At 73.2% G+C, this 18314-nt stretch carries 16 protein-coding genes; 8 read left to right on the forward strand and 8 right to left on the reverse strand.

All coding sequences use genetic code 11. The annotated features are described in order from the left end of the window. Positions 1 to 32: 32 nt before the first annotated feature. The 3 genes from M8C11_RS04995 to M8C11_RS05005 are packed head-to-tail and all read right to left on the reverse strand — an operon-like array spanning position 33 to position 3247. Positions 33 to 1109 carry an alcohol dehydrogenase catalytic domain-containing protein gene (locus tag M8C11_RS04995; RefSeq protein WP_252448554.1) on the reverse strand — a complete coding sequence of 359 codons (1077 nt, stop codon included), beginning with the start codon at positions 1107 to 1109 and terminating at the stop codon, positions 33 to 35. After that, positions 1106 to 2548 (reverse strand): aldehyde dehydrogenase family protein, encoded by a 1443-nt coding sequence (locus tag M8C11_RS05000; protein ID WP_252448555.1) that lies wholly within the window; start codon positions 2546 to 2548, stop codon positions 1106 to 1108. The genes M8C11_RS04995 and M8C11_RS05000 overlap by 4 nt, the downstream gene beginning before the upstream one ends. 45 nt (positions 2549 to 2593) lie before the next feature. After that, a complete protein-coding gene (locus M8C11_RS05005; protein ID WP_252448556.1) occupies positions 2594 to 3247 on the reverse strand; it encodes a TetR/AcrR family transcriptional regulator in 654 nt (217 codons plus the stop codon). An 87-nt stretch (positions 3248 to 3334) separates the two neighbouring features. Here M8C11_RS05005 and M8C11_RS05010 point away from each other — a divergent pair, with 87 nt between their 5' ends. Continuing rightward, positions 3335 to 4507 carry an acyl-CoA dehydrogenase family protein gene (locus tag M8C11_RS05010; RefSeq protein WP_252448557.1) on the forward strand — a complete coding sequence of 391 codons (1173 nt, stop codon included), beginning with the start codon at positions 3335 to 3337 and terminating at the stop codon, positions 4505 to 4507. A 90-nt stretch (positions 4508 to 4597) separates the two neighbouring features. Further along, positions 4598 to 5113 carry a peptidoglycan-binding protein gene (locus tag M8C11_RS05015; RefSeq protein WP_252448558.1) on the forward strand — a complete coding sequence of 172 codons (516 nt, stop codon included), beginning with the start codon at positions 4598 to 4600 and terminating at the stop codon, positions 5111 to 5113. 85 nt (positions 5114 to 5198) lie between these two features. On the opposite strand, the gene M8C11_RS05020 is transcribed toward M8C11_RS05015, so the two are convergent. Beyond that, positions 5199 to 6236: an aminotransferase class V-fold PLP-dependent enzyme gene (locus M8C11_RS05020; protein WP_252448559.1), complete on the reverse strand. Its 1038-nt coding sequence runs from the start codon at positions 6234 to 6236 to the stop codon at positions 5199 to 5201. 355 nt (positions 6237 to 6591) lie between these two features. Further along, on the reverse strand, positions 6592 to 7467 hold the full coding sequence (locus M8C11_RS05025) for a DUF2268 domain-containing putative Zn-dependent protease (RefSeq protein ID WP_252448560.1): 876 nt from the start codon (positions 7465 to 7467) through the stop codon (positions 6592 to 6594). Positions 7468 to 8260: 793 nt separating this feature from the next. Here M8C11_RS05025 and M8C11_RS30690 point away from each other — a divergent pair. After that, the gene (locus M8C11_RS30690; RefSeq protein ID WP_374667244.1) at positions 8261 to 9211 is read left to right on the forward strand and encodes an N-acetylmuramoyl-L-alanine amidase; all 951 of its coding nucleotides are present in this window, start codon (positions 8261 to 8263) and stop codon (positions 9209 to 9211) included. Positions 9212 to 9251: 40 nt separating this feature from the next. On the opposite strand, the gene dnaE is transcribed toward M8C11_RS30690, so the two are convergent. Further along, the gene (gene dnaE / locus M8C11_RS05035) at positions 9252 to 12785 is read right to left on the reverse strand and encodes a DNA polymerase III subunit alpha (protein WP_252448562.1); all 3534 of its coding nucleotides are present in this window, start codon (positions 12783 to 12785) and stop codon (positions 9252 to 9254) included. A gap of 184 nt (positions 12786 to 12969) precedes the next feature. Here dnaE and M8C11_RS05040 point away from each other — a divergent pair, with 184 nt between their 5' ends. From M8C11_RS05040 to M8C11_RS05055, 4 genes are all read left to right on the forward strand, one after another. Beyond that, positions 12970 to 13311, forward strand: a complete 342-nt coding sequence (locus M8C11_RS05040; protein ID WP_091424162.1) for a PadR family transcriptional regulator — start codon at positions 12970 to 12972, stop codon at positions 13309 to 13311. Then, positions 13308 to 14252 (forward strand): permease prefix domain 1-containing protein, encoded by a 945-nt coding sequence (locus M8C11_RS05045; protein WP_252448563.1) that lies wholly within the window; start codon positions 13308 to 13310, stop codon positions 14250 to 14252. Before M8C11_RS05040 ends, M8C11_RS05045 begins: the two co-directional genes overlap by 4 nt. A 171-nt stretch (positions 14253 to 14423) precedes the next feature. Beyond that, entirely contained in the window at positions 14424 to 14963 is a 540-nt protein-coding gene (locus M8C11_RS05050; RefSeq protein WP_120570558.1) for an RNA polymerase sigma factor, read from the forward strand. After that, positions 14956 to 15525: a hypothetical protein gene (locus M8C11_RS05055; RefSeq protein WP_252448564.1), complete on the forward strand. Its 570-nt coding sequence runs from the start codon at positions 14956 to 14958 to the stop codon at positions 15523 to 15525. Before M8C11_RS05050 ends, M8C11_RS05055 begins: the two co-directional genes overlap by 8 nt. A gap of 9 nt (positions 15526 to 15534) precedes the next feature. Here M8C11_RS05055 and M8C11_RS05060 read toward each other — a convergent pair whose 3' ends face one another. Next, positions 15535 to 16983 (reverse strand): serine/threonine-protein kinase, encoded by a 1449-nt coding sequence (locus M8C11_RS05060; protein WP_252448565.1) that lies wholly within the window; start codon positions 16981 to 16983, stop codon positions 15535 to 15537. 83 nt (positions 16984 to 17066) lie between these two features. Here M8C11_RS05060 and M8C11_RS05065 point away from each other — a divergent pair, with 83 nt between their 5' ends. After that, positions 17067 to 17669 (forward strand): hypothetical protein, encoded by a 603-nt coding sequence (locus M8C11_RS05065; protein ID WP_252448566.1) that lies wholly within the window; start codon positions 17067 to 17069, stop codon positions 17667 to 17669. A gap of 44 nt (positions 17670 to 17713) precedes the next feature. Here the strand turns inward: M8C11_RS05065 and M8C11_RS05070 are convergent, their stop codons facing one another. Then, on the reverse strand, positions 17714 to 18274 hold the full coding sequence (locus M8C11_RS05070; protein ID WP_252448567.1) for a GNAT family N-acetyltransferase: 561 nt from the start codon (positions 18272 to 18274) through the stop codon (positions 17714 to 17716). Between the last annotated feature and the right edge of the window lie 40 nt (positions 18275 to 18314).

The following is an 18314-nucleotide window of genomic DNA, read 5'->3' on the forward strand; positions in this document are numbered from 1 at the left end:
TGCGCCACCGGCGAATCCGGCCCGGAGCCGGATCAGTCCGGGAAGGTGACCACCCAGCGGGCGCCCTCGCCGCGGGCCAGCCGCTCCAGCGCGGCGGGCGCCTCGGTCAGCGGCACCGTGCCGCTCACCAGCGGCCCAAGGTCCAGGTCACCGGCGGCGAGCGCCTCGGCCAGCTCCGGCACCTCCCGGTCCGGGTCGGTCGAGCCGTACACCGAGGAGCGCAGCGTGCGCGCGGAGTGGAAGATGTCCAGCGCGGAGAGGCTGAGCATGTCGTCCTTGCCGCCCATGCCGACCACGGTGACCGCTCCCCCGCGCCGCGTCGCCCGCCAGGCGGCGCGGATGGTGGCGGACCGGCCGACGCACTCGAACGCGTGGTCCACGCCGCGTCCCTCGGTGCGGACCCGGATCTCCTTGCCCAGCCGGTCGTCCGAGCGCAGGAAGTCGGTGGCCCCGGCGGCGAGCGCCAGGTCCCGCTTGGCCTCCACCACGTCCACGGCGAGGATCGGCGACGCGCCGGCCCGCCGCGCGGCGGTCAGCACGGCCAGGCCCACCCCGCCGAGCCCGATCACCGCCACCGACTCGCCGGGTACGACCCGCGCGGTGTTGCGGACCGCGCCGACGCCGGTGAGCACCGCGCAGCCCAGCACCGCGGCCTGCTCCGGCGGCAGTCCGGCCGGCACCGGCACGGCGGCGTGCTGCGGCACCACCACCTCCTCGGCGAGCGCGCCGAGCCCGAGCGTGACCTGAAGCGGCTCACCGGCAGCCGTCTCGCCCCGGGGTGTCGACGGGTTGGGGTTGGCGGCGCAGAGCCACGGCTCGCCGTGCCGGCAGTGCCAGCACTCCCGGCAGGCCGGCGCCCAGTTGAGCACCACGGGTGTGCCGACCGCGAGCGTCGTGCCGGGCCCGGCCTCGGCCACCACGCCCGTGGCCTCGTGCCCCAGCACCAGCGGGTACGCGGGCGCCAGCGTGCCGTCCACCATGGCCAGGTCGGAGTGGCAGATGCCGGCGGCGCGGATGCGTACCCGCAGCTCACCCGGGCCGGGCGCGGGCAGCCGTACGTCCTCGACCGCCGGTGTCTCGCCCCGGCCGCGCACCACGAGCGCCCTCATCGCTGGATCGCCTTCACCTCGGTGAACTCCTCCATGCCGTACGCGCCAAGCTCGCGGCCGAGGCCGGACTGCTTGTAGCCGCCGAACGGGGCGAGCGGGTTGAACGCGCCGCCGTTGACGTCCACCTGGCCGGTACGCATCCGCCGCGCCACTGCCAGCGCCGCCTCCTCGTCGGCCGACCAGACCGCGCCGGCCAGCCCGTACCGGGAGTTGTTGGCGATGGCGACCGCCTCGTCGGTGTCGGCGAACGGGATCACCGCGAGCACCGGCCCGAACACCTCCTCCTGGGCGAGCGCGCTGTCCGGGTGCACGTCGGCGAAGACGGTGGGCGCCACGAAGTGCCCCTGCGGCGGCAGTGGCGCGTCCGGGCCACCGGCGACGAGCCGGGCGCCGTCGGCGAGCGCCCGGTCGACGTGGTCGCGTACCCGCTGGGCCTGCGCGGCGGAGGCCAGCGGGCCGAGCCGGGTGGCCGGGTCGAAGGGGCCGCCGAGCCGGTAGCCGGCCACCGCCGCCGCGACCAGGTCCAGCGCCTCGGCGTAGCGGTCGCGGTGCACCAGCATCCGGGTCCAGGCGGTGCAGGTCTGCCCGGAGTTCAGCAGCGCGTTGCCCACGCCGACCTTGACCGCGGTGGGCAGGTCGGCGTCGGCCAGGACGACGTTCGCCGACTTGCCGCCGAGTTCCAGCGACACCCGGGCGATCCGCTCGGCGGCCAGGTGGGCGATGCGCCGGCCGGTGGCGGTGGAGCCGGTGAACGAGACCAGGTCGACGTCGGGGTGCGCGGCGAGCGCCTCGCCGACCACCGGGCCGGTGCCGGGCACCAGGTTCACCACGCCGGGCGGCAGGCCGGCGTCGGTGATCGCGTCGAACAGCAGGTACGCGGTCAGCGGCGTCAGCTCGCTCGGCTTCAGCACCACTGTGCACCCGGCGGCGAGCGCGGGCGCGACCTTGGCGACCACCTGGTGCAGCGGGTAGTTCCACGGGGTGATCGCCCCGACCACGCCGACCGGCTCCCGGACCACGAGCGAGTTGCCGACCGTGTGCTCGGCGGCCGGGCGGGCGGCCAGGTCGACCATGGTCCGCAGCACTGTCAGCGGCAGGCCGGCCTGGACGCGCGTGGCGAGCTTGAGCGGGGTACCCAGCTCGGTCGCCACCGTGCGGGCGATCTCGTCGGCGCGGGCGGCGAGCGCGGCGTGCAGCCGGTCCAGGTGCGCGGCCCGCTGCTCGGGGGCGGTGGCGGCCCAGCCGGGGAACGCGGCGCGGGCGGCGGCGACCGCGCGGTCCACGTCGGCCGGTGTGCCGGCGGGCACCTCGCCGACGATGCTCCCGGTGGCCGGGTTCTCGACCGGGATGGTGTCGCCCGACGACGGGTCGACCCAGTCACCGGCGACGTGCAGGTGGCGGCGCGTCAGCAGGGCGGGAGGGGCGGCGGCGAGATCCATGGCGTCCTTCGGGGGCGGTGGAAACTAGCGGTGGGAGTTTCGACGCTACTCCGGACCGCCGACCCGTTCCAGCGGGGCGACGGTGGCCGCGTACTCGGCGGCCAGCCCGTGCAGCAGCGCGTCCAGGCCGAGCGCGAACGCCCCCTCGTCCACGCTGCGCTGATGGCCGGCGAGGCGGTGGGCCTGGTTGAGGTGCGGGTGCGCGGCGTAGAGCGAGGGGTCCTCGACGAAGCCGCGGGCGAACGAGCCGAGCGCGGACCCGGCCACGAAGTAGCGCATCGCGGCGCCGATGTGCGTGGCCCGCGCGGGCGGCCAGCCGGCCCGGACCAGTGAGCCGTAGACCGCGTCGGCCATGGCGAGCGCGGCGGGACGGCGGCCCGGCCCCTGCGCCAGGTACGGCACGATGTTCGGGTGCGCGGCCAGCGCGGCCCGGTACGAGCGCGCCCAGCGACCGAGCGCGTCGAGCCAGTCGTACTCCTCGAAGACGCCGATGTCGACAGTTGCCGCGACGCCGTCGGCCACCGCGTCGAGGATCTCCTCCTTGGTGGCGAAGTGGTTGTAGAGCGAGGGGCCGCGGACGCCCAGCGCGGCGGCGAGCCGACGGGTCGAGAGCGCGTCCAGCCCGTCGGCGTCGATCAGCGCCAGCGCGGTCTCGACGATCCGGTCGCGGGTGAGCAGGGCTTGTCGGGGTCGGGGCACCTGGTCATCATCCTCCTTTCGACATCGGGTCTGGACGCGGCAAAACTTCCAGCGCTAGTTTATAGCCAGTCGACCTGAGGGGGCACCGTGGACTTCGCACTGTCAGACGAGGAACGCGCGATCCGGGACACCGTTCGCACGTTCGTCACCCGCGAGGTGATGCCGCTGGAGGCGGAGGTGCTGCGCCGCGAACGCGCCCACCAGCCCGGCCTGGACCGCTCCGAGCTGCGCGAACTCCAGCTCAAGGCCAAGAAGTTCGGCTTCTGGGGGCTGGCCACGCCCGAGGAGTACGGCGGCATGGCCCTGCCTGCGGTGATGCAGTCGCTGATCTGGACCGAACTGGGCCGCAGCTTCGTGCCGTTCCGCTTCGGCGGCGAGGCAGACAACATCCTGTTCCACGCCACCGAGGAGCAGAAGCGCGAGTTCCTCATCCCCACCATCGAGGGCGAACGGATCTCCTGCTTCGCCATCACCGAGCCCGGCGCGGGCTCCGACGCGGCGAACATCAAGCTGCGCGCCCGCCGCGACGGCGACGACTGGGTCCTCGACGGCGAGAAGACGTTCATCACCAACGGCAACGACGCCGACTTCGCCATCGTGGTCGCGGTCACCGACCCGGAGAAGGGCGCCCGCCGCGGCGGCGCCACCGCGTTCCTGGTGGACCGCGCGATGGGCTGGCGGTCCGAGTTCATCCAGACCATGGGCGAGGGCGGCCCCGCCTCGCTGATCTTCGACGGCGTACGCGTGCCGCACCGCAACATCCTCGGCGAGATCGGGCAGGGCTTCACGCTCGGCATGGAGTGGATCGGCAAGGGCCGCTACACCATCCCCTCGCACGCCATCGGCATCGCCGAACGCGCCCTCCAGATGGCGATCGACCACGCCAACACGCGCGAGACGTTCGGCGCGCCGATCGGCACCAACCAGGCCATCCAGTGGATGATCGCCGACTCGGAGACCGAGCTGGAGGCGGCCCGCTGGCTGATCCTGCGCTCGGCCTGGACGGTCGACCAGGGCCTCGACCCCCGGCACGCCTCCTCGATGGGCAAGCTCTACGGCGCCGGCATGGTCAACCGCGTGGTGGACCGGGTGCTCCAGATCCACGGCGGCATGGGCTACACCCGTGAGCTGCCGATCGAACGCTGGTACCGGCAGGTCCGGCTGTACCGGATCTTCGAGGGCACCGACGAGATGCAGCGGCTGATCATCTCCCGCGACCTGCTGCGCGGGTACACGAAGATCGGCGGCCACCTGGCCTGACGCCTTGTGTCTCGACTCTGACTCTGCGCAACCGGCTACGGGCGCCAGGTGTGTCCCCGGCAAAGGCACCACCAGCCGGAGGAGATGCACATGCGTACTCGAATCACGGCCGTCGCGCTCACGACGGCCGCCGCCATGCTCGGAGTCCTCGCGGTCTCGGCCGCACCGGCCTCGGCGAGCGTGAGTCAGGGGTACATCACGGGTTCCGGCGACTGGCGGGACGACTGGGGCGACGAGGGCCCGATCTCGGCGTCGACACGCTCGTACAGCAACGTCGTCGCCATGTGGCAGATGATCCTGTGGGCCGACGGCTACCTCACCCACTCCGACGTCGACTGCCGGTTCGGGCCGCAGACGACGGCGGCCACGAAGCGGTGGCAGAGCGCCCGGGGCCTCGTCGCCGACGGCGTCGTCGGGGCCAGGACCCTGTCCCGGGCGGCCACCCGGCTCGTCGTCTGGGAGGGCGAGGGCTGGTACGCCTACGACGGAACCACCGACTACTTCCAGCTCGGTCGCCGGACCGACGGCAGGTGGGACATGACCCTCGGACCGGACCGCGGATGGAAACTGCTCTCCTACACGTCCGCGACCTTCGACGTCTGCTGAGCGGTTCGGGACGGCCGGCGCGCAGTGACGCGCCGGCCGTTCTCGCCGCCTACGGGCCGCTCCCGGCCGCTCTCCGGTTGCGGGGTCAGCCGGTCAGGGCCTCGACCGCCCGGTCCACGTCCGCCTCGGTCGTGTAGAGGTGGAACGAGGCGCGGACCCGGCCGGCCCGTACCGCCGCGCGCACCCCCGCCCGGGCCAGCCGCTCCTGCGCGTCCGGCACGTCCACTGTGACGATCGCGCTGTCGCCGGGCGGCCGGCCCAGCCCGGCCAGGAACCGGTTGGCCAGCCCCACGTCGTACGCGCGCACCGCCTCCGGGTCCAGGTCGGCGAGCAGTTCCAGCGCCGGAGCCGCCCCGGCGTAGCTCATCCAGGCCGGGGAGATGTCGAAACGCCGGGCGTCGTCGGCCAGGCGTAGCGGCGGTCCGTAGTAGGAGGCGTGCGGGTCGCTTCCGGCGTACCACCCGGCCGCGTCCGGGCGCATCCGCTCGCGCAGCGCCGGGGCCAGGTAGGCGAAGGCCGAGCCGCGCGGCGCCATCAACCACTTGTACGCCGCCACCACCACCGCGTCGGCCCGGTCCGCCGCGAACGGCAGCCACCCGCACGCCTGCGTCGCGTCGGCCACCACGAACGCGCCGTGCGCCCGGGCCGCCGCGACGATCTCGTCGTACGGAGTCACAGTGCCGTCGGCGGACTGCACAACGCTGAACGCCACCAGGTCCGTGTCGGCGTCGATCGCGTCGACCAGGCCGGCCAGCGGCACGGTGCGTACCCGCACGCCGCGCTCCTGCTGGACCAGCCACGGGAACAGGATCGAGGTGAACTCGGTCTCGGGCACCACCACGGTCGCGCCCGCCGGCAGCCCGGCCGCGATCGGCGCGACGAGTTGCGACGCGCTGGCGCCGACGCTCACGTCGGCGACGTCCACACCGGTCAGCCGGGCGAAGGCGGCCCGGGAGCGGTCCACCGACTCCTCCCACACCTCGAACGACACCCGCCCGGTCCGCCAGTCGGCGAGCACCCGCTGTACGGCGTCCCACACCGGCTCCGGCGGCAGTCCATAGGTGGCCGTGTTCAACCAGCCCGGCTCGGGCTGCCACAACTTCTGCGCCTGCTCCAGCTCCATGGCCCGACGCTAGCCACCCCCTCCCCCACCCCGACACCGCCAATCCCACCCCCGTGGCCCCGGCGCCGCCCCCACCCCCGGCTCCCATGCCCCGCGATCTTGCACTCTCGGCCCCGACAAATGGTGCAAAGCCGCGAAACGCAGGGCCGAAACCGCAAGATCGCGCAGCGGAGCCGGCGGAGTCGGGCAGGAAGTGCAAGATCGCGGGGTGAGGCGGCGAGCGGGAGCCCGGGGCGCGCCACACCAGCGCCTCCGCCGGACGATCATGAAGTTAGCGGCGACAAATCGGACCGCAGGCGCCGCTAACCTCATGATCGTCGCGGCGGGGCGGGGCGGGGCCGGGCCGGGTGGGGCGTCAGGGGGGTGGGGGGAGGTCGGTCAGGGCGGCGGCCATCTCCGATCGCACCCTCGGCAAGGGCCAGGCGGCCAGGTCGCGTAGGGTGTGGTGGCGGCGCAGGCGCCGTACCGCGGTCAGGCCGACCAGGTAGCCGCACCGTTTGGGCAGGTCGCCGGCCAGCGGCGAGTCCCGCATCAGGAAGTACGGGGCGTGGTGCTCGGCGTCGGTGGCGTCGAGGTCGGCGCGTACGCGCCGCAGGATCTTCGGCCACCGGCGGCGGCACTCGTCGAGCCAGGGGCGGTGGCCGGGGCGGCCGAACCAGAGGTACGCCTCGTCCGGCCGTCCGGCGTCGAGTTCCGCGGTGACCTGCGTGGCGAGCCCTTCGGTGAACAGCGCGTTCGCCACCCCGTACTCGGGCCAGTCGCGGATCGCGACGCGGCGGTCGTGCACCACGTGCGCGGCCTCGTGCCGCACCAGCAGGTCGAGGTCCTCCGGCGGCCCGAGTTGTTCCACGGCGAGGAAGAGCGCGTATCTGCCGTTCAGCTCGCCGGCCCAGCCGTTGGCCTGGTTCAGCCCGACCAGCACGACGCACTCGACCGGCCCGCCGTCGCCGGACCAGCCCAGCGCGCCGGCCACCGCCGCGACGCCGTGGGGCAGCGCCACGCGTACCGTCTCGGCTCTTGCCGCCAGGTCGGCGGCGCGGTCGCGGAGCCCGTCGAGGACGGCGGCCACCCGGGCGGCGTCGGACCAGTCGCCGTCGCGGCGCAGCGCCCGCGCCACGTCCGGATGCCCGGCCGGGTAACGGGAGGCCGGGAGTTCCGGCGCGCCGCGGCCGGCGCAGGCGAGGAAGTCGGGCACCAGGTCGCGGACCCGCAGCAGGTCGGTGGGCGGCATCCGCACGATGCTGCCCGGCCGTGGCGCGCCGGGCAAGACCGCGACGGTACGGGGCCGGCCCCGCATCTGAAGGAAGTCTTCATCAAAGAGAGCGTTGATGCAAGGTATCGACATAGACAAACGTCACGCTATAGGGTGCGGCGAACCGGCGACGTGAGCGCAGTCGCCCCCCTGTAGTGGACGAGGAGTGCCTGTGACGATTCGGAGACCCTCGCGTCGGATGAGCCACCTGCTCGGCGGCGCCCTGATCCTCATGATCGGCCTGACCGGCCAGCCGGCCCAGGCCGCGCCACAGCACGGCGCGCAACCGCTCGCCGCCGCCTTCGACCGGGCCGCCGCCGGCTCCGACGTGCCGCGCGACCTGCTCGCCGCGCTCGGGTACGCCGAGACCCGCCTGGACGGTCACGGCGGCGAGCCCAGCGCCTCCGGCGGATACGGCGTGATGCACCTGACCAGCAACCCGAAGGTGCGCACGCTCGACGAGGCCGCGCGCCGGACCCGGCTGGACCGCGCCGAACTGCGTACCCGGGACGCGGCGAACGTGGCCGGCGCGGCGGCGGTTCTGCGCTCCTACGCCGACGAGGCCGGGCTGACCGCGGCGCAGCGCGACGACGTCAACCAGTGGTACGGCCCGATCGCCCGCTACGGCGGCTCGGCGGACGCGGCCACCGCCCGGCTGTACGCCGACTCCGTGTACGACCTGCTCGCCCGGGGCTTCATCGCGTCCACGGCCGGCGGCGAGGTCAGCGTGGACGGCCGCCCGGTCGCGCCCCAGCGGGGGCGGTACGCCGACGTGGCGCCGCTGGGCACCGGCGACTTCGGCACCCTGAGCACCGACTACGGCCCGGCGGCCTGGGTGCCGGCCAACTCGTCCAACTACACGGTCTCCAGCCGGGAGTCGGCGTACCCGATCAACTACATCGTCATCCACACCATGCAGGGCAGCTACGCCGGCTCGATCAGCTGGTTCCAGAACGCCGCCGCCGGCACCAGCGCGCACTACCTGCTCCGCTCCTCCGACGGCGCGGTGACGCAGATGGTGCGGGACAAGGACATCGCCTGGCACGCCGGCAACTGGACCTACAACACCCAGTCGATCGGCATCGAGCACGAGGGGTACGTCGACAACGCCTCCTGGTACACCGACGCGATGTACCGGTCGTCGGCGGCGCTGACCCGGTACCTGTGCGACAAGTACGGCATCCCGAAGACCCGCACCAACATCATCGGGCACAACCAGGTGCCGGGCGCGACGCACACCGACCCGGGTTCGAACTGGAACTGGACCTACTACATGCAGCTCGTCACCGGCGGCACCACGCCCCCGCCGACGGCCTGGTCGACCATCGTGGACAACACCACCGCCGGCCGGTTCACCGCGAGCGCCAACTGGAGCACCTCGACGTACTCGGCGCAGCGCTACGGCGCCGACTACCGGTACGCCAACCCCGTCGCGGCCAGCGACACCGCCTGGTACAAGGTGAACATCCCGGCGACAGCCACCTACCGGGTGGAGGTCTGGTATCCGGCAGTGGCCGGCTACAACACGTCCACGCCGTACATCGTCGCGACGACGAGCGGCAACCAGACGGTCTCGGTGAACCAGACGGCGAACGGCGGCGCGTGGCGCTCGCTGGGCACCTTCACCCTGGCCGCCGGGGACGCCAACAAGGTGGGTGTCAGCCGGTGGTCCGGCAGCACCGGGTACGTGATCGCCGACGCCATCCGCGTCACCCGCGTCTAGCGGTACGTCCCCGGCGTCGCGCCGGAGGCGCTCGGCCCGGTCAGCTCACGTTGGCCGGGCCGAGGACGCTCTTCAGGTCACCCATCAGCGCGGTGGTGGGCGCGACCCGGAACGGGCCGAGGCGCAGCGTGGTGACCTTGCCGCCGTTGAGCAGCTTGACGTGCACCTCGGTGTCGCCGGGGTGCAGCACGAGCGTCTCCTTGAGCCGTTCCACCAGCGGCGGCGTGCAGCGGTGCACCGGGATGGTCAGCGTGACCGGCTTGTTGGCCGGGTTGCTGGTGACGTCCGGCATGGACATGTCCATCGCCATGATGCGCGGGGTGTCGTCGCGCCGGTCGACCCGGCCCTTGACCACCACGATGGCGTCCTCGGCGATGTACTGCCCGATCACCTCGTACGTATTCGGGAAGAACAGCGTCTCCACGCCGCCGGCGAGGTCTTCGAGCGTCGCCGACGCCCACGCCCGGCCCTGTTTGGTGACCCGGCGCTGCACGCCGGAGAGGATGCCGGCCAGCGTGACCACCGCGCCGTCGGGCACGGTGCCCTCCTCGGACAGCGCGGCGATCGTGGTGTCGGCGGCCGCCCCGAGCACGTGTTCCAGGCCGAACAGCGGGTGGTCGGAGACGTACAGGCCGAGCATCTCGCGCTCGAACGCGAGCTTGTCGCGCTTGTCCCACTCCCCCTCGCCGATGACCGGCATGACAGTGGTGGTGCCGCCGGTCTCCGCCTCGCCGAAGCCGGCGCCGAACAGGTCGTACTGGCCGACCGCCTCCTTGCGCTTGACGTCGGCGTACGCGTCGATGGCGTCGGCGTGCACGGCGAGCAGGCCCTTGCGCGGGTGCTTGAGCGAGTCGAACGCCCCGGCCTTGATCAGCGATTCGATGGTCTTCTTGTTGCAGACCACCGCGTCGACCTTGGACAGGAAGTCGTAGAAGTCGGCGTAGTCGCCCTTCTCCTCCCGGCACCGCATGATCGAGGCGACCACGTTCGCGCCGACGTTGCGCACCGCGCCGAGACCGAAGCGGATCTCCTTGCCGACCGGCGTGAACGGCCCGGCCGAGGTGTTCACGTCCGGCGGGAGCACCTGGATGCGCATGCGGCGGCACTCGGACAGGTACATGGCCATCTTGTCCTTGTCGTCACCGACCGAGGTGAGCAGGGCGGCCATGTACTCGGCCGGGTAGTGCGCCTTGAGGTACGCGGTCCAGTAGGAGACCAGGCCGTACGCGGCGGAGTGGGCCTTGTTGAACGCGTAGCCGGCGAACGGCACCAGCACGTCCCACACGGCCTGGATGGCCTCGTCGGAGTAGCCGCGCTCGCGGCAGCCGTCCCGGAACGGGATGAACTCCTTGTCGAGGATCTCCTTCTTCTTCTTGCCCATCGCCCGGCGCAGCAGATCCGCCTGGCCGAGCGTGTAGCCGGCGAGGATCTGCGCGGCGCGCTGCACCTGCTCCTGGTAGACGATCAGGCCGTAGGTGGGCGCGAGGATCTCGCGCAGCGGCTCCTCCAGCTCCGGGTGGATCGGGGTGATCTCCTGGAGCCCGTTCTTGCGCAGCGCGTAGTTGGTGTGCGAGTCCACGCCCATCGGGCCGGGCCGGTAGAGCGCCAGGACGGCGGAGATGTCCTCGAAGTTGTCCGGCTTCATCAGCCGCAGCAGCGAGCGCATCGGCCCGCCGTCGAGCTGGAACACACCGAGCGTGTCGCCGCGGGCCAGCAGCTCGTACGCCTGCCTGTCGTCCAGCGGCAGGCCGAGCAGGTCCAGCTCCCGGCCGTGGTTGAGCTGGATGTTCTTCACCGCGTCGTCGATGATCGTCAGGTTGCGCAGGCCGAGGAAGTCCATCTTCAGCAGCCCGAGCGACTCGCAGGTCGGGTAGTCGAACTGCGTGATGATGACGCCGTCGGAGTCGCGCCGCATCAGCGGGATGTGCTCGATGATCGGCTCGGCGGACATGATGACGCCGGCGGCGTGCACACCGGTCTGCCGGATCAGGCCCTCGATGCCCTTGGCGGTCTCGATGACCTTCTTGACGTCCGGGTCGGACTCGTAGAGGCCGCGGATCTCGCCCGCCTCGGCGTAGCGGGGGTGCTTCGGGTCGAAGATGCCGGACAGCGGGATGTCCTTGCCCATCACCGCCGGGGGCATGGCCTTGGTGATCCGGTCGCCGACCGCGTACGGGTAGCCGAGCACCCGGGCCGAGTCCTTGATCGCAGCCTTCGCCTTGATCGTGCCGAACGTGGCGATCTGCGCGACCTTGTCCTCGCCCCACTTGTCGGTCACGTACTTGATGACCTCGCCGCGCCGGCGCTCGTCGAAGTCGATGTCGACATCCGGCATGGAGACGCGCTCGGGGTTGAGGAACCGCTCGAAGATCAGGCCGTGCGGGATCGGGTCGAGGTCGGTGATGCCCAGCGCGTACGCCACGAGCGAGCCGGCCGCCGAACCACGCCCGGGGCCGACCGCGATGCCCTGGCTCTTGGCCCACTGGATGAAGTCGGCGACCACGAGGAAGTACGACGGGAAGCCCATCTGGATGATGACGCCCAGTTCGTACTCGGCCTGGACGACGTGGCCCTCGGGGATGCCGTCGGGGAAGCGGCGCTTGAGCCCGGCGAAGGTCTCCTTGCGGAACCAGGACTCCTCGGTCTCGCCCTCGGGGATCGGGAACCGCGGCATCAGGTTGTGGAACGTGAACATGCCCGCCGGGTCGACCTTCTCGGCCACCAGCAGCGTGTTGCGGCAGCCCTGCTGCCACAGCTCGGAGGAGTCGACGGCGCGCATCTGGTCGGCGGACTTGACGAAGTAGCCGCCACCCTCGAAGCGGAACCGGTTCGGGTCGGCGACGTTGCTGCCGGTCTGCACGCAGAGCAGCACGTCGTGCGCCTCGGCCTGCGCCTCGTGGGTGTAGTGCGAGTCGTTGGTGACCACCGGCGGGATGTCGAGCTTGCGGGCGATCTCGGTGAGCCCTTCGCGGACCCGGCGCTCGATGTCGAGGCCGTGGTCCATGATCTCCAGGAAGTAGTTGTCCTTGCCGAAGATGTCCTGGTACGCGGCGGCGACCTTGAGCGCCTCGTCGAACTGGCCCAGCCGCAGCCGGGTCTGCACCGCGCCGGACGGGCAGCCGGTGGTGGCCATGATGCCCTCGGCGTGCTCGGCGATCAGCTCCATGTCCATCCGGGGCCACTTCACGTAGTGGCCCTCCATGGAGGCGCGCGAGTTGAGCTTGAACAGGTTGTGCAGGCCGTCGCGGTTCTTCGCCCACATGGTCATGTGGGTGATCGCGCCGTTGCCGGAGACGTCGTCGCTCTTCTGCTCGGGGCGGCCCCACTTGACCCGCGCCTTGTGGAAGCGCGACTCCGGCGCGACGTACGCCTCGACGCCGAGGATGGGCTTGACCCCGGCGTCCATGGCCTGCTTGTAGAAGTCGTTCGCGCCGTGCATGTTGCCGTGGTCGGTGATCGCCACCGCCGGCATGCCGAGCCGCGCCGCCTCGGCGAAGAGGTCCTTGAGCCGGGCCGCCCCGTCGAGCATCGAGTACTCGGTGTGTACGTGCAGATGCGCGAACGAATCGCCCATGCGTGGCGCCCCCCGGGTTGTGGATCAAGCTGCGTCGGAGTCGACCGACCCACCCTACCGAGGTGATCGTGCGGGCTCCACCGTCCGCGCCGAGGGTGGCCCGGGTCTCTCCGACCGGCTGGCGTACGCCACGCGATGTTCTTCTCTATTGCAATGGTGTGTGACACACACTATCGTGTTGGACATGGTCAGCGAAGAGGTCCTCCGGACCCACCTCCAGGAGCTACGACGCGGCACTGTCGTGGTGGCCAGCCTGGTCGCCCTACGCCGTCCCGACTACGGATACGCACTGCTGCAACGGCTGGCCGCGCACGGCTTCGCGGTCGACGCCAACACGCTCTACCCGCTGCTGCGCCGGCTGGAGGACCAGGGCCTGCTGACCAGCGAGTGGAACACCGAGGAGAGCCGGCCGCGCAAGTTCTACCGGACCAGCGACGACGGCCAGGACGTCCTGAACCGCCTGCTCGACGACATGACCGCGGTGCGGTCGTCCGTCACCGAACTGATCGAAGGAGCGGAACGATGAGTTCCCTGACCGACCGTTACGTCGCCGCCACCATGCGTTCCGTGCCCGCGCAGCGCCGCCTGGAACTCGCCGAGGAGCTGCGCGGCTCCATCGCCGACATGATCGACGACCGGACCTCCGGCGGACAGGACCACGCCTCCGCCGAGCGCGAGGTGCTCACCGAGCTGGGCAACCCCGAGCAGCTCGCGGCCCGTTACAGCGACCGCACGCTGCAGCTCATCGGCCCACGCTACTTCCTGATGTGGTGGCGGTTGCTGCGGCTGCTGCTCACCTGGATCCCGGCGATCGTCGGCGTGCTCGCCGGCGTCACCAAGGCGCTCGTCGACGGCGAGCCGGGTGCGGCGATCGGGGCGGCCGTCGTCGCGGCGATGCAGACGGCGGTGCAGATCGCGTTCTGGGTCACGCTGGTGTTCGCCGTGCTGGAACGCACCCGGACCCCGCTCGGCCTGCCCGAGTGGACCGTCGACCAGCTTCCCGAGGAGACCCGGGAGCGGCAGATCAGCCACTCCGACAGCATCGCCTCGGTGGTGTTCCTGCTCGCCACCGTCGGTGGCCTGATCGGTCAGCACTTCCAGCGCTGGACCACCGACGACGGTTCCCGGATGGCGGTGCTCGACCCGGCTCTCTGGAGCTTCTGGCTGCCGGCCCTGATCGTGGTGCTGCTGGCCACCGTCGGCCTGGAGATCGCGAAGTACCGGTCCGGGCGGTGGACCTGGCCGCTGGTGGCGGTCAACGCGGTGCTCGGCGTGGCCTTCGCCGCCCCGGTGCTCTGGCTGCTCGCCACCGACCGGCTGCTCAACCCGGAGCTGGTCGACCGGTTCGCCTGGCTGCGCGAGGGCGGCACGGACCAGGTCGCCCGGGTGGCCGCCGCGGTGGTCGTGCTCGTCACGATCTGGGACGTGGCCGACAGCGCGGTCAAGGCCGCCCGCGCCGCCCGCTGACGCACGGCTCCGGTCCGGCGGCCGAGAGGCCGCCGGACCGGATCCCCTTCTCGCCCCGGTGCCGTCGGCGCCGGGGCGGGACGCCGTCGGCTGCCCGACTCAGCCGGGGCGGCACCGCCTCCCGGGGCATAGCCTGGTGGCAGGACCACCGGCGAGCACTGGGACGCCCTGATGCCCCTCCCCGACGGCACAGACGAGCTGGCCCGGTCGGCGGCACGCGGCGACCGCGAGGCCCTCGACGCCCTGCTGGCCGCCGTACGGCCGGAGGTGCTGCGACAGTGCGCCCGGCTGCTGCCCCACCGGCAGGACGCCGAGGAGGCCTGCCAGGACGCTCTGCTCGCGCTCGCCCACGGGATCACCGGGTTCGAGGGCCGCTCGTCGTTCGACACCTGGCTCTACCGGGTCACCGCCAACCGGGCCCGCTCCACCTACCGCACGTTGCGGCGACGGTGGCAGCGGGAGGCCGGCGGCGTCCCGCTGCCGGACCGGCCCGACCCGCGCCGGACCAGCGTGGTCGCCGGCACCCGGCTCGACCTGCTCGACGCGCTGGACGCGGTCCCGCCGGACCTCGCCGAGGCGGTGACCCTGCGCGACGTGCTCGGGCTGAGCTACCGGGAGATCGCCGGCCTGCTCGACGTGCCGGAGGGGACCGTGAAGTCCCGCATCCACGAGGCCCGCCGGCAGCTCCGGGCGCGGCTGTCCGATGCGTGACCCGGCCCGCCGCCGGCGCCGCCTCGCGGTCGTCGCCCTCGTCGCCCTCGCCGGGGCGCCCGCCTGCGCCGACCGTCCGGTCTCGCCGCTGCCGGTACGACCGGCGGTGACCAGCACCGTCGCCGTCGCGCCACCCACCGCCGCGACCCCGCCCGGCCCCACCCCGGCTCCGCGGGGCGCGAGCACCCCGGTCCCGGCACCGTCGAGGGCCGCGCCGACGAGCCCGGGTACGCGGTCACGACCGCCGGTCGTGCCCCCGGCCACCCGGCCCACCCCGTCGGTACGCACCACGGCCCCGGCCGCGTGCTTCGGCCCGGTCCGCTACGACCTGGTGCTCGCCGAGACCGAGCTGGCACTGCTGAAGTCCCTCTGCTTCGCCGCCGGCGGGATCCTGCGCATCACGGGGATCGGGCCGGGTGAGGTCACAGTGGACCGCGAGGACCTGGTCTCGCGCAGCTACGAGGCCGGTGTGGTGGACATCCGGTTCGTGCGCACCGGCACGGTGGTGGTCACCGTCCCGCAGGACGGCCGCGCGTACCCGATCACCGTGGTGGTGGTCTGACGGCGCCGCCTACCCGGCCCGCACCCCGGCGAGCACGTGGTCGACGAAGTCCGCGCCCACGTCCGGCGGCGGCACGAGCTGGACGTAGAGCAGACCGGCCCGGCCGGTGGCCGGCGCGGCCGCCTCGACGATGACCGGGCGGCCGGTGGGGCAGGTGTACGTGACGACCGTCCACTCCACGCCACCCGGCCGGCTGCGACGTGGCGCAGCCGCGGCACAGTCCTCGTGGGCCCGTCCGGCGAGGAAGGCCGCCGGACCGGACCGGCCCTCCGCACCGGTGGAGAGGCCGACGAACGCGCCGGGCAGCGCCGGGTCGGCCGCCCAGTCCCCCGGGTCCGGGGAGATCACCAGCGCCGGTTCGAGGTCGCCGTCGTCGCCGTACCGTCCCGCCCAGCCGGTCCCCTCGGCCCGCCAGCCGACCGGCAGGACCACTGTCAGCGGCCCGCTGCGGCCCACCGCACCGGCCGGGGCGGGGCGGACCGCGTCCGCCGCGCACGTGGCGGCGACGGCGAGCGCCAGCACGACCGCCGCCGCGGCGGGGACCAGGCGTGGCCGGGATGCGCGCCGCGCGCCGCCACCCGCGGGTGCGTCTGCCACCGCGCGCCGCGCGCCGCCACCCGCGGGCACGCCTGCCACCGCGCGCCGCAGCGCCTGCCGGAACGCGTCCGCGTCCGGGTAGCGGTCGGCGGGGCGCACGGCGGTGGCGGTCCGCAGCACCGTGTCCACGGCGGCGGGGACCCCGGCACGCAGCCGCGAGCCGGCCGTCCGGCCGTCGGCCGCACCGACCGGTGGACGTTCCCGGCCGAGCAGCCGCAGCCCGAGGCGGCCCAGCCCGAACACGTCGGCGCGGGTGTCGACGACGGCGAGCGGATCGTCCTGCTCGGGCGCCATGTAGCCGGGCGTGCCGGCCCGCGCGGTCAGCCCGGAGGCGGAGGCGAGCGCCTTGGCCAGGCCGAGGTCGGCGACGAGCACCCGGTCGCCGCCGGGCGCCGAGTGGAACAGGACGTTGCTCGGCGTGAGGTCACGGTGCACCACCCGGTGCCGGTGCAGCACCGCCACTCCCGCCGCGATCTCGTCGAGCACCGTCAGCGCCCGTCCCACCGGCAGCGGACCGCGGGTCAGGCGGTCCCGCAGGCTGCCGCCGTCCGCCCAGGCCAGCACGGCGTACGGGCGGCCGTCGGGCAACTCCCCCAGGGCGTGCACCCGGACCAGGCGGTCGTCGTCCAGCCGCCGCAGCAGCCGCGCCTCGTCGAGGAACCGTTCCCGCACCCGCAGGTCGTGGCTCCAGTTCTCGGCCAGGACCTTGACCGCCACCCGGTCGGCCAGGGCCGGGTCGTACGCGAGCCAGACCGTGGCGAAGGACCCCGTCCCGAGCAGACGCTCCACCCGGTACGCCCCGATCCGCGCCGGCGTGATCATCCGCATCACCTCCGGGACCGCCACCACGGCCGCCGTCACGTCGACGGTAGACGATCCACCGAACCGAACCGAGCCGGCCGGAGACCAACAGGACAGGAGAACCCGATCGAAGGAGATCCACCATGAACCGTCTCCCGTCCACCATCCTCGCCGGTCTGCTGGCGCTGGCCGGGATCGTCCCGGTCACCGCCGGCGCGCCGGCCGCCTCCGCCGCGCCCGCGCACCCGGCGACCGCGGGCCACGGCGACGGCACGCCGGCCCGCGTCCGGTCGACCGTCGCGGAGAACGAGGTGCTCAGCGTCCGTGGCGCCGGGCCGTACCGGATCGGCGTCCGGCTGGACCGGCTCGTCGCGGCCGGGCTGATCGACTGGACCGCGCCGGGCTGTCCCGGAATCGTGCACGCCGGCGTCACCGGCTCCTGGGCCGGGGCGATCATGCTGACCTTCCGGGACGGCCGGCTCGTCTCGGTGGGCACGGCCACCGCCCCGCCGCGCTCACCGGCCGGCGGGTCGGTCGGGATGTCCTTCGCCGAGCTGGAGCGCATCTACGGGCCGCGCGGCAGCATGATCCGCAACGACGCGGGTGACGCCGAGGCGTACCTGGTCCGGTTCGGGTCGCGGGTCGAGCTGTTCAGCGACCACCCGATCCGGCCCGGCGTCGGCTTCTACTCCGCCGGTCTGGCGTCGTACGTCGAGCGGTCGTTCCGGCAGGGCTGCTGCTGCTGAGGAGTGGCGGGCCCGGCCGTCGCGCCGGGCCCGCCTCCGCCCGCTCAGGCCGCCGCCCGCCACTCGCGGGCCAGCAGCGCGTAGACCACCTCGTCGGTCCACTCCCCCTTGACGAACTCGTTCTCCCGCAGGTGCGCCTCCCGGCGCATGCCGAGCCGCTCCAGCACCCGGGCCGAGGCGGTGTTGCGGGCGTCCAGCCGGCCGACGATCCGGTGCAGCCCCAGCCCCTCGAATCCGGCGCGCAGCATCTCCCGGGCCGCCTCGGTGACGTACCCCCGGCCGGTGTGACCGGGGTGCGCCACGTACCCGATCTCGCCCTGCCGGTGCTCGCCGCTGGTCCAGCTCAGCAGCACGTCGCCGACGAACTCGCCGGTGTCCGCCAGCGTCACCGCCAGGTTGAGCACGTCGCCAGGAGCGCGCAGCGCGGTCCGCCGGACCAGCCGGTCGATCGCCGCGCGGGCGGCGGCGTCGTCGTACGGCTCGTGGTAGAGGAACCGGGTGACCTCCGGGCGGCCCCGGTAGTCCCGGAGCACCGCCAGGTCACCGGCGGTGAAGGCGCGCAGCAGCAGCCGCTCGGTGCGTATCGGCAGATCGGGCACGAACACCCCGGCAGGCTACGTCGTGGCTGTCGTCCGGCCCACCCGA

This window comes from Micromonospora sp. CPM1, assembly GCF_023896895.1.
Classification (GTDB): Bacteria; Actinomycetota; Actinomycetes; order Mycobacteriales; family Micromonosporaceae; genus Micromonospora; species Micromonospora tulbaghiae.

Excerpts from the sequence above, each read along its gene's own strand:
- M8C11_RS04995 (WP_252448554.1), bottom strand. The coding sequence starts at position 1,109 with ATGAGGGCGCTCGTGGTGCGCGGCCGGGGCGAGACACCGGCGGTCGAG.
- M8C11_RS05000 (WP_252448555.1), bottom strand. The coding sequence starts at position 2,548 with ATGGATCTCGCCGCCGCCCCTCCCGCCCTGCTGACGCGCCGCCACCTG.
- M8C11_RS05015 (WP_252448558.1), top strand. The coding sequence starts at position 4,598 with ATGCGTACTCGAATCACGGCCGTCGCGCTCACGACGGCCGCCGCCATG.
- M8C11_RS05020 (WP_252448559.1), bottom strand. The coding sequence starts at position 6,236 with ATGGAGCTGGAGCAGGCGCAGAAGTTGTGGCAGCCCGAGCCGGGCTGG.
- M8C11_RS05025 (WP_252448560.1), bottom strand. The coding sequence starts at position 7,467 with ATGCCGCCCACCGACCTGCTGCGGGTCCGCGACCTGGTGCCCGACTTC.
- dnaE (WP_252448562.1), bottom strand. The coding sequence starts at position 12,785 with ATGGGCGATTCGTTCGCGCATCTGCACGTACACACCGAGTACTCGATG.
- M8C11_RS05040 (WP_091424162.1), top strand. The coding sequence starts at position 12,970 with ATGGTCAGCGAAGAGGTCCTCCGGACCCACCTCCAGGAGCTACGACGC.
- M8C11_RS05045 (WP_252448563.1), top strand. The coding sequence starts at position 13,308 with ATGAGTTCCCTGACCGACCGTTACGTCGCCGCCACCATGCGTTCCGTG.
- M8C11_RS05050 (WP_120570558.1), top strand. The coding sequence starts at position 14,424 with ATGCCCCTCCCCGACGGCACAGACGAGCTGGCCCGGTCGGCGGCACGC.
- M8C11_RS05055 (WP_252448564.1), top strand. The coding sequence starts at position 14,956 with ATGCGTGACCCGGCCCGCCGCCGGCGCCGCCTCGCGGTCGTCGCCCTC.
- M8C11_RS05065 (WP_252448566.1), top strand. The coding sequence starts at position 17,067 with ATGAACCGTCTCCCGTCCACCATCCTCGCCGGTCTGCTGGCGCTGGCC.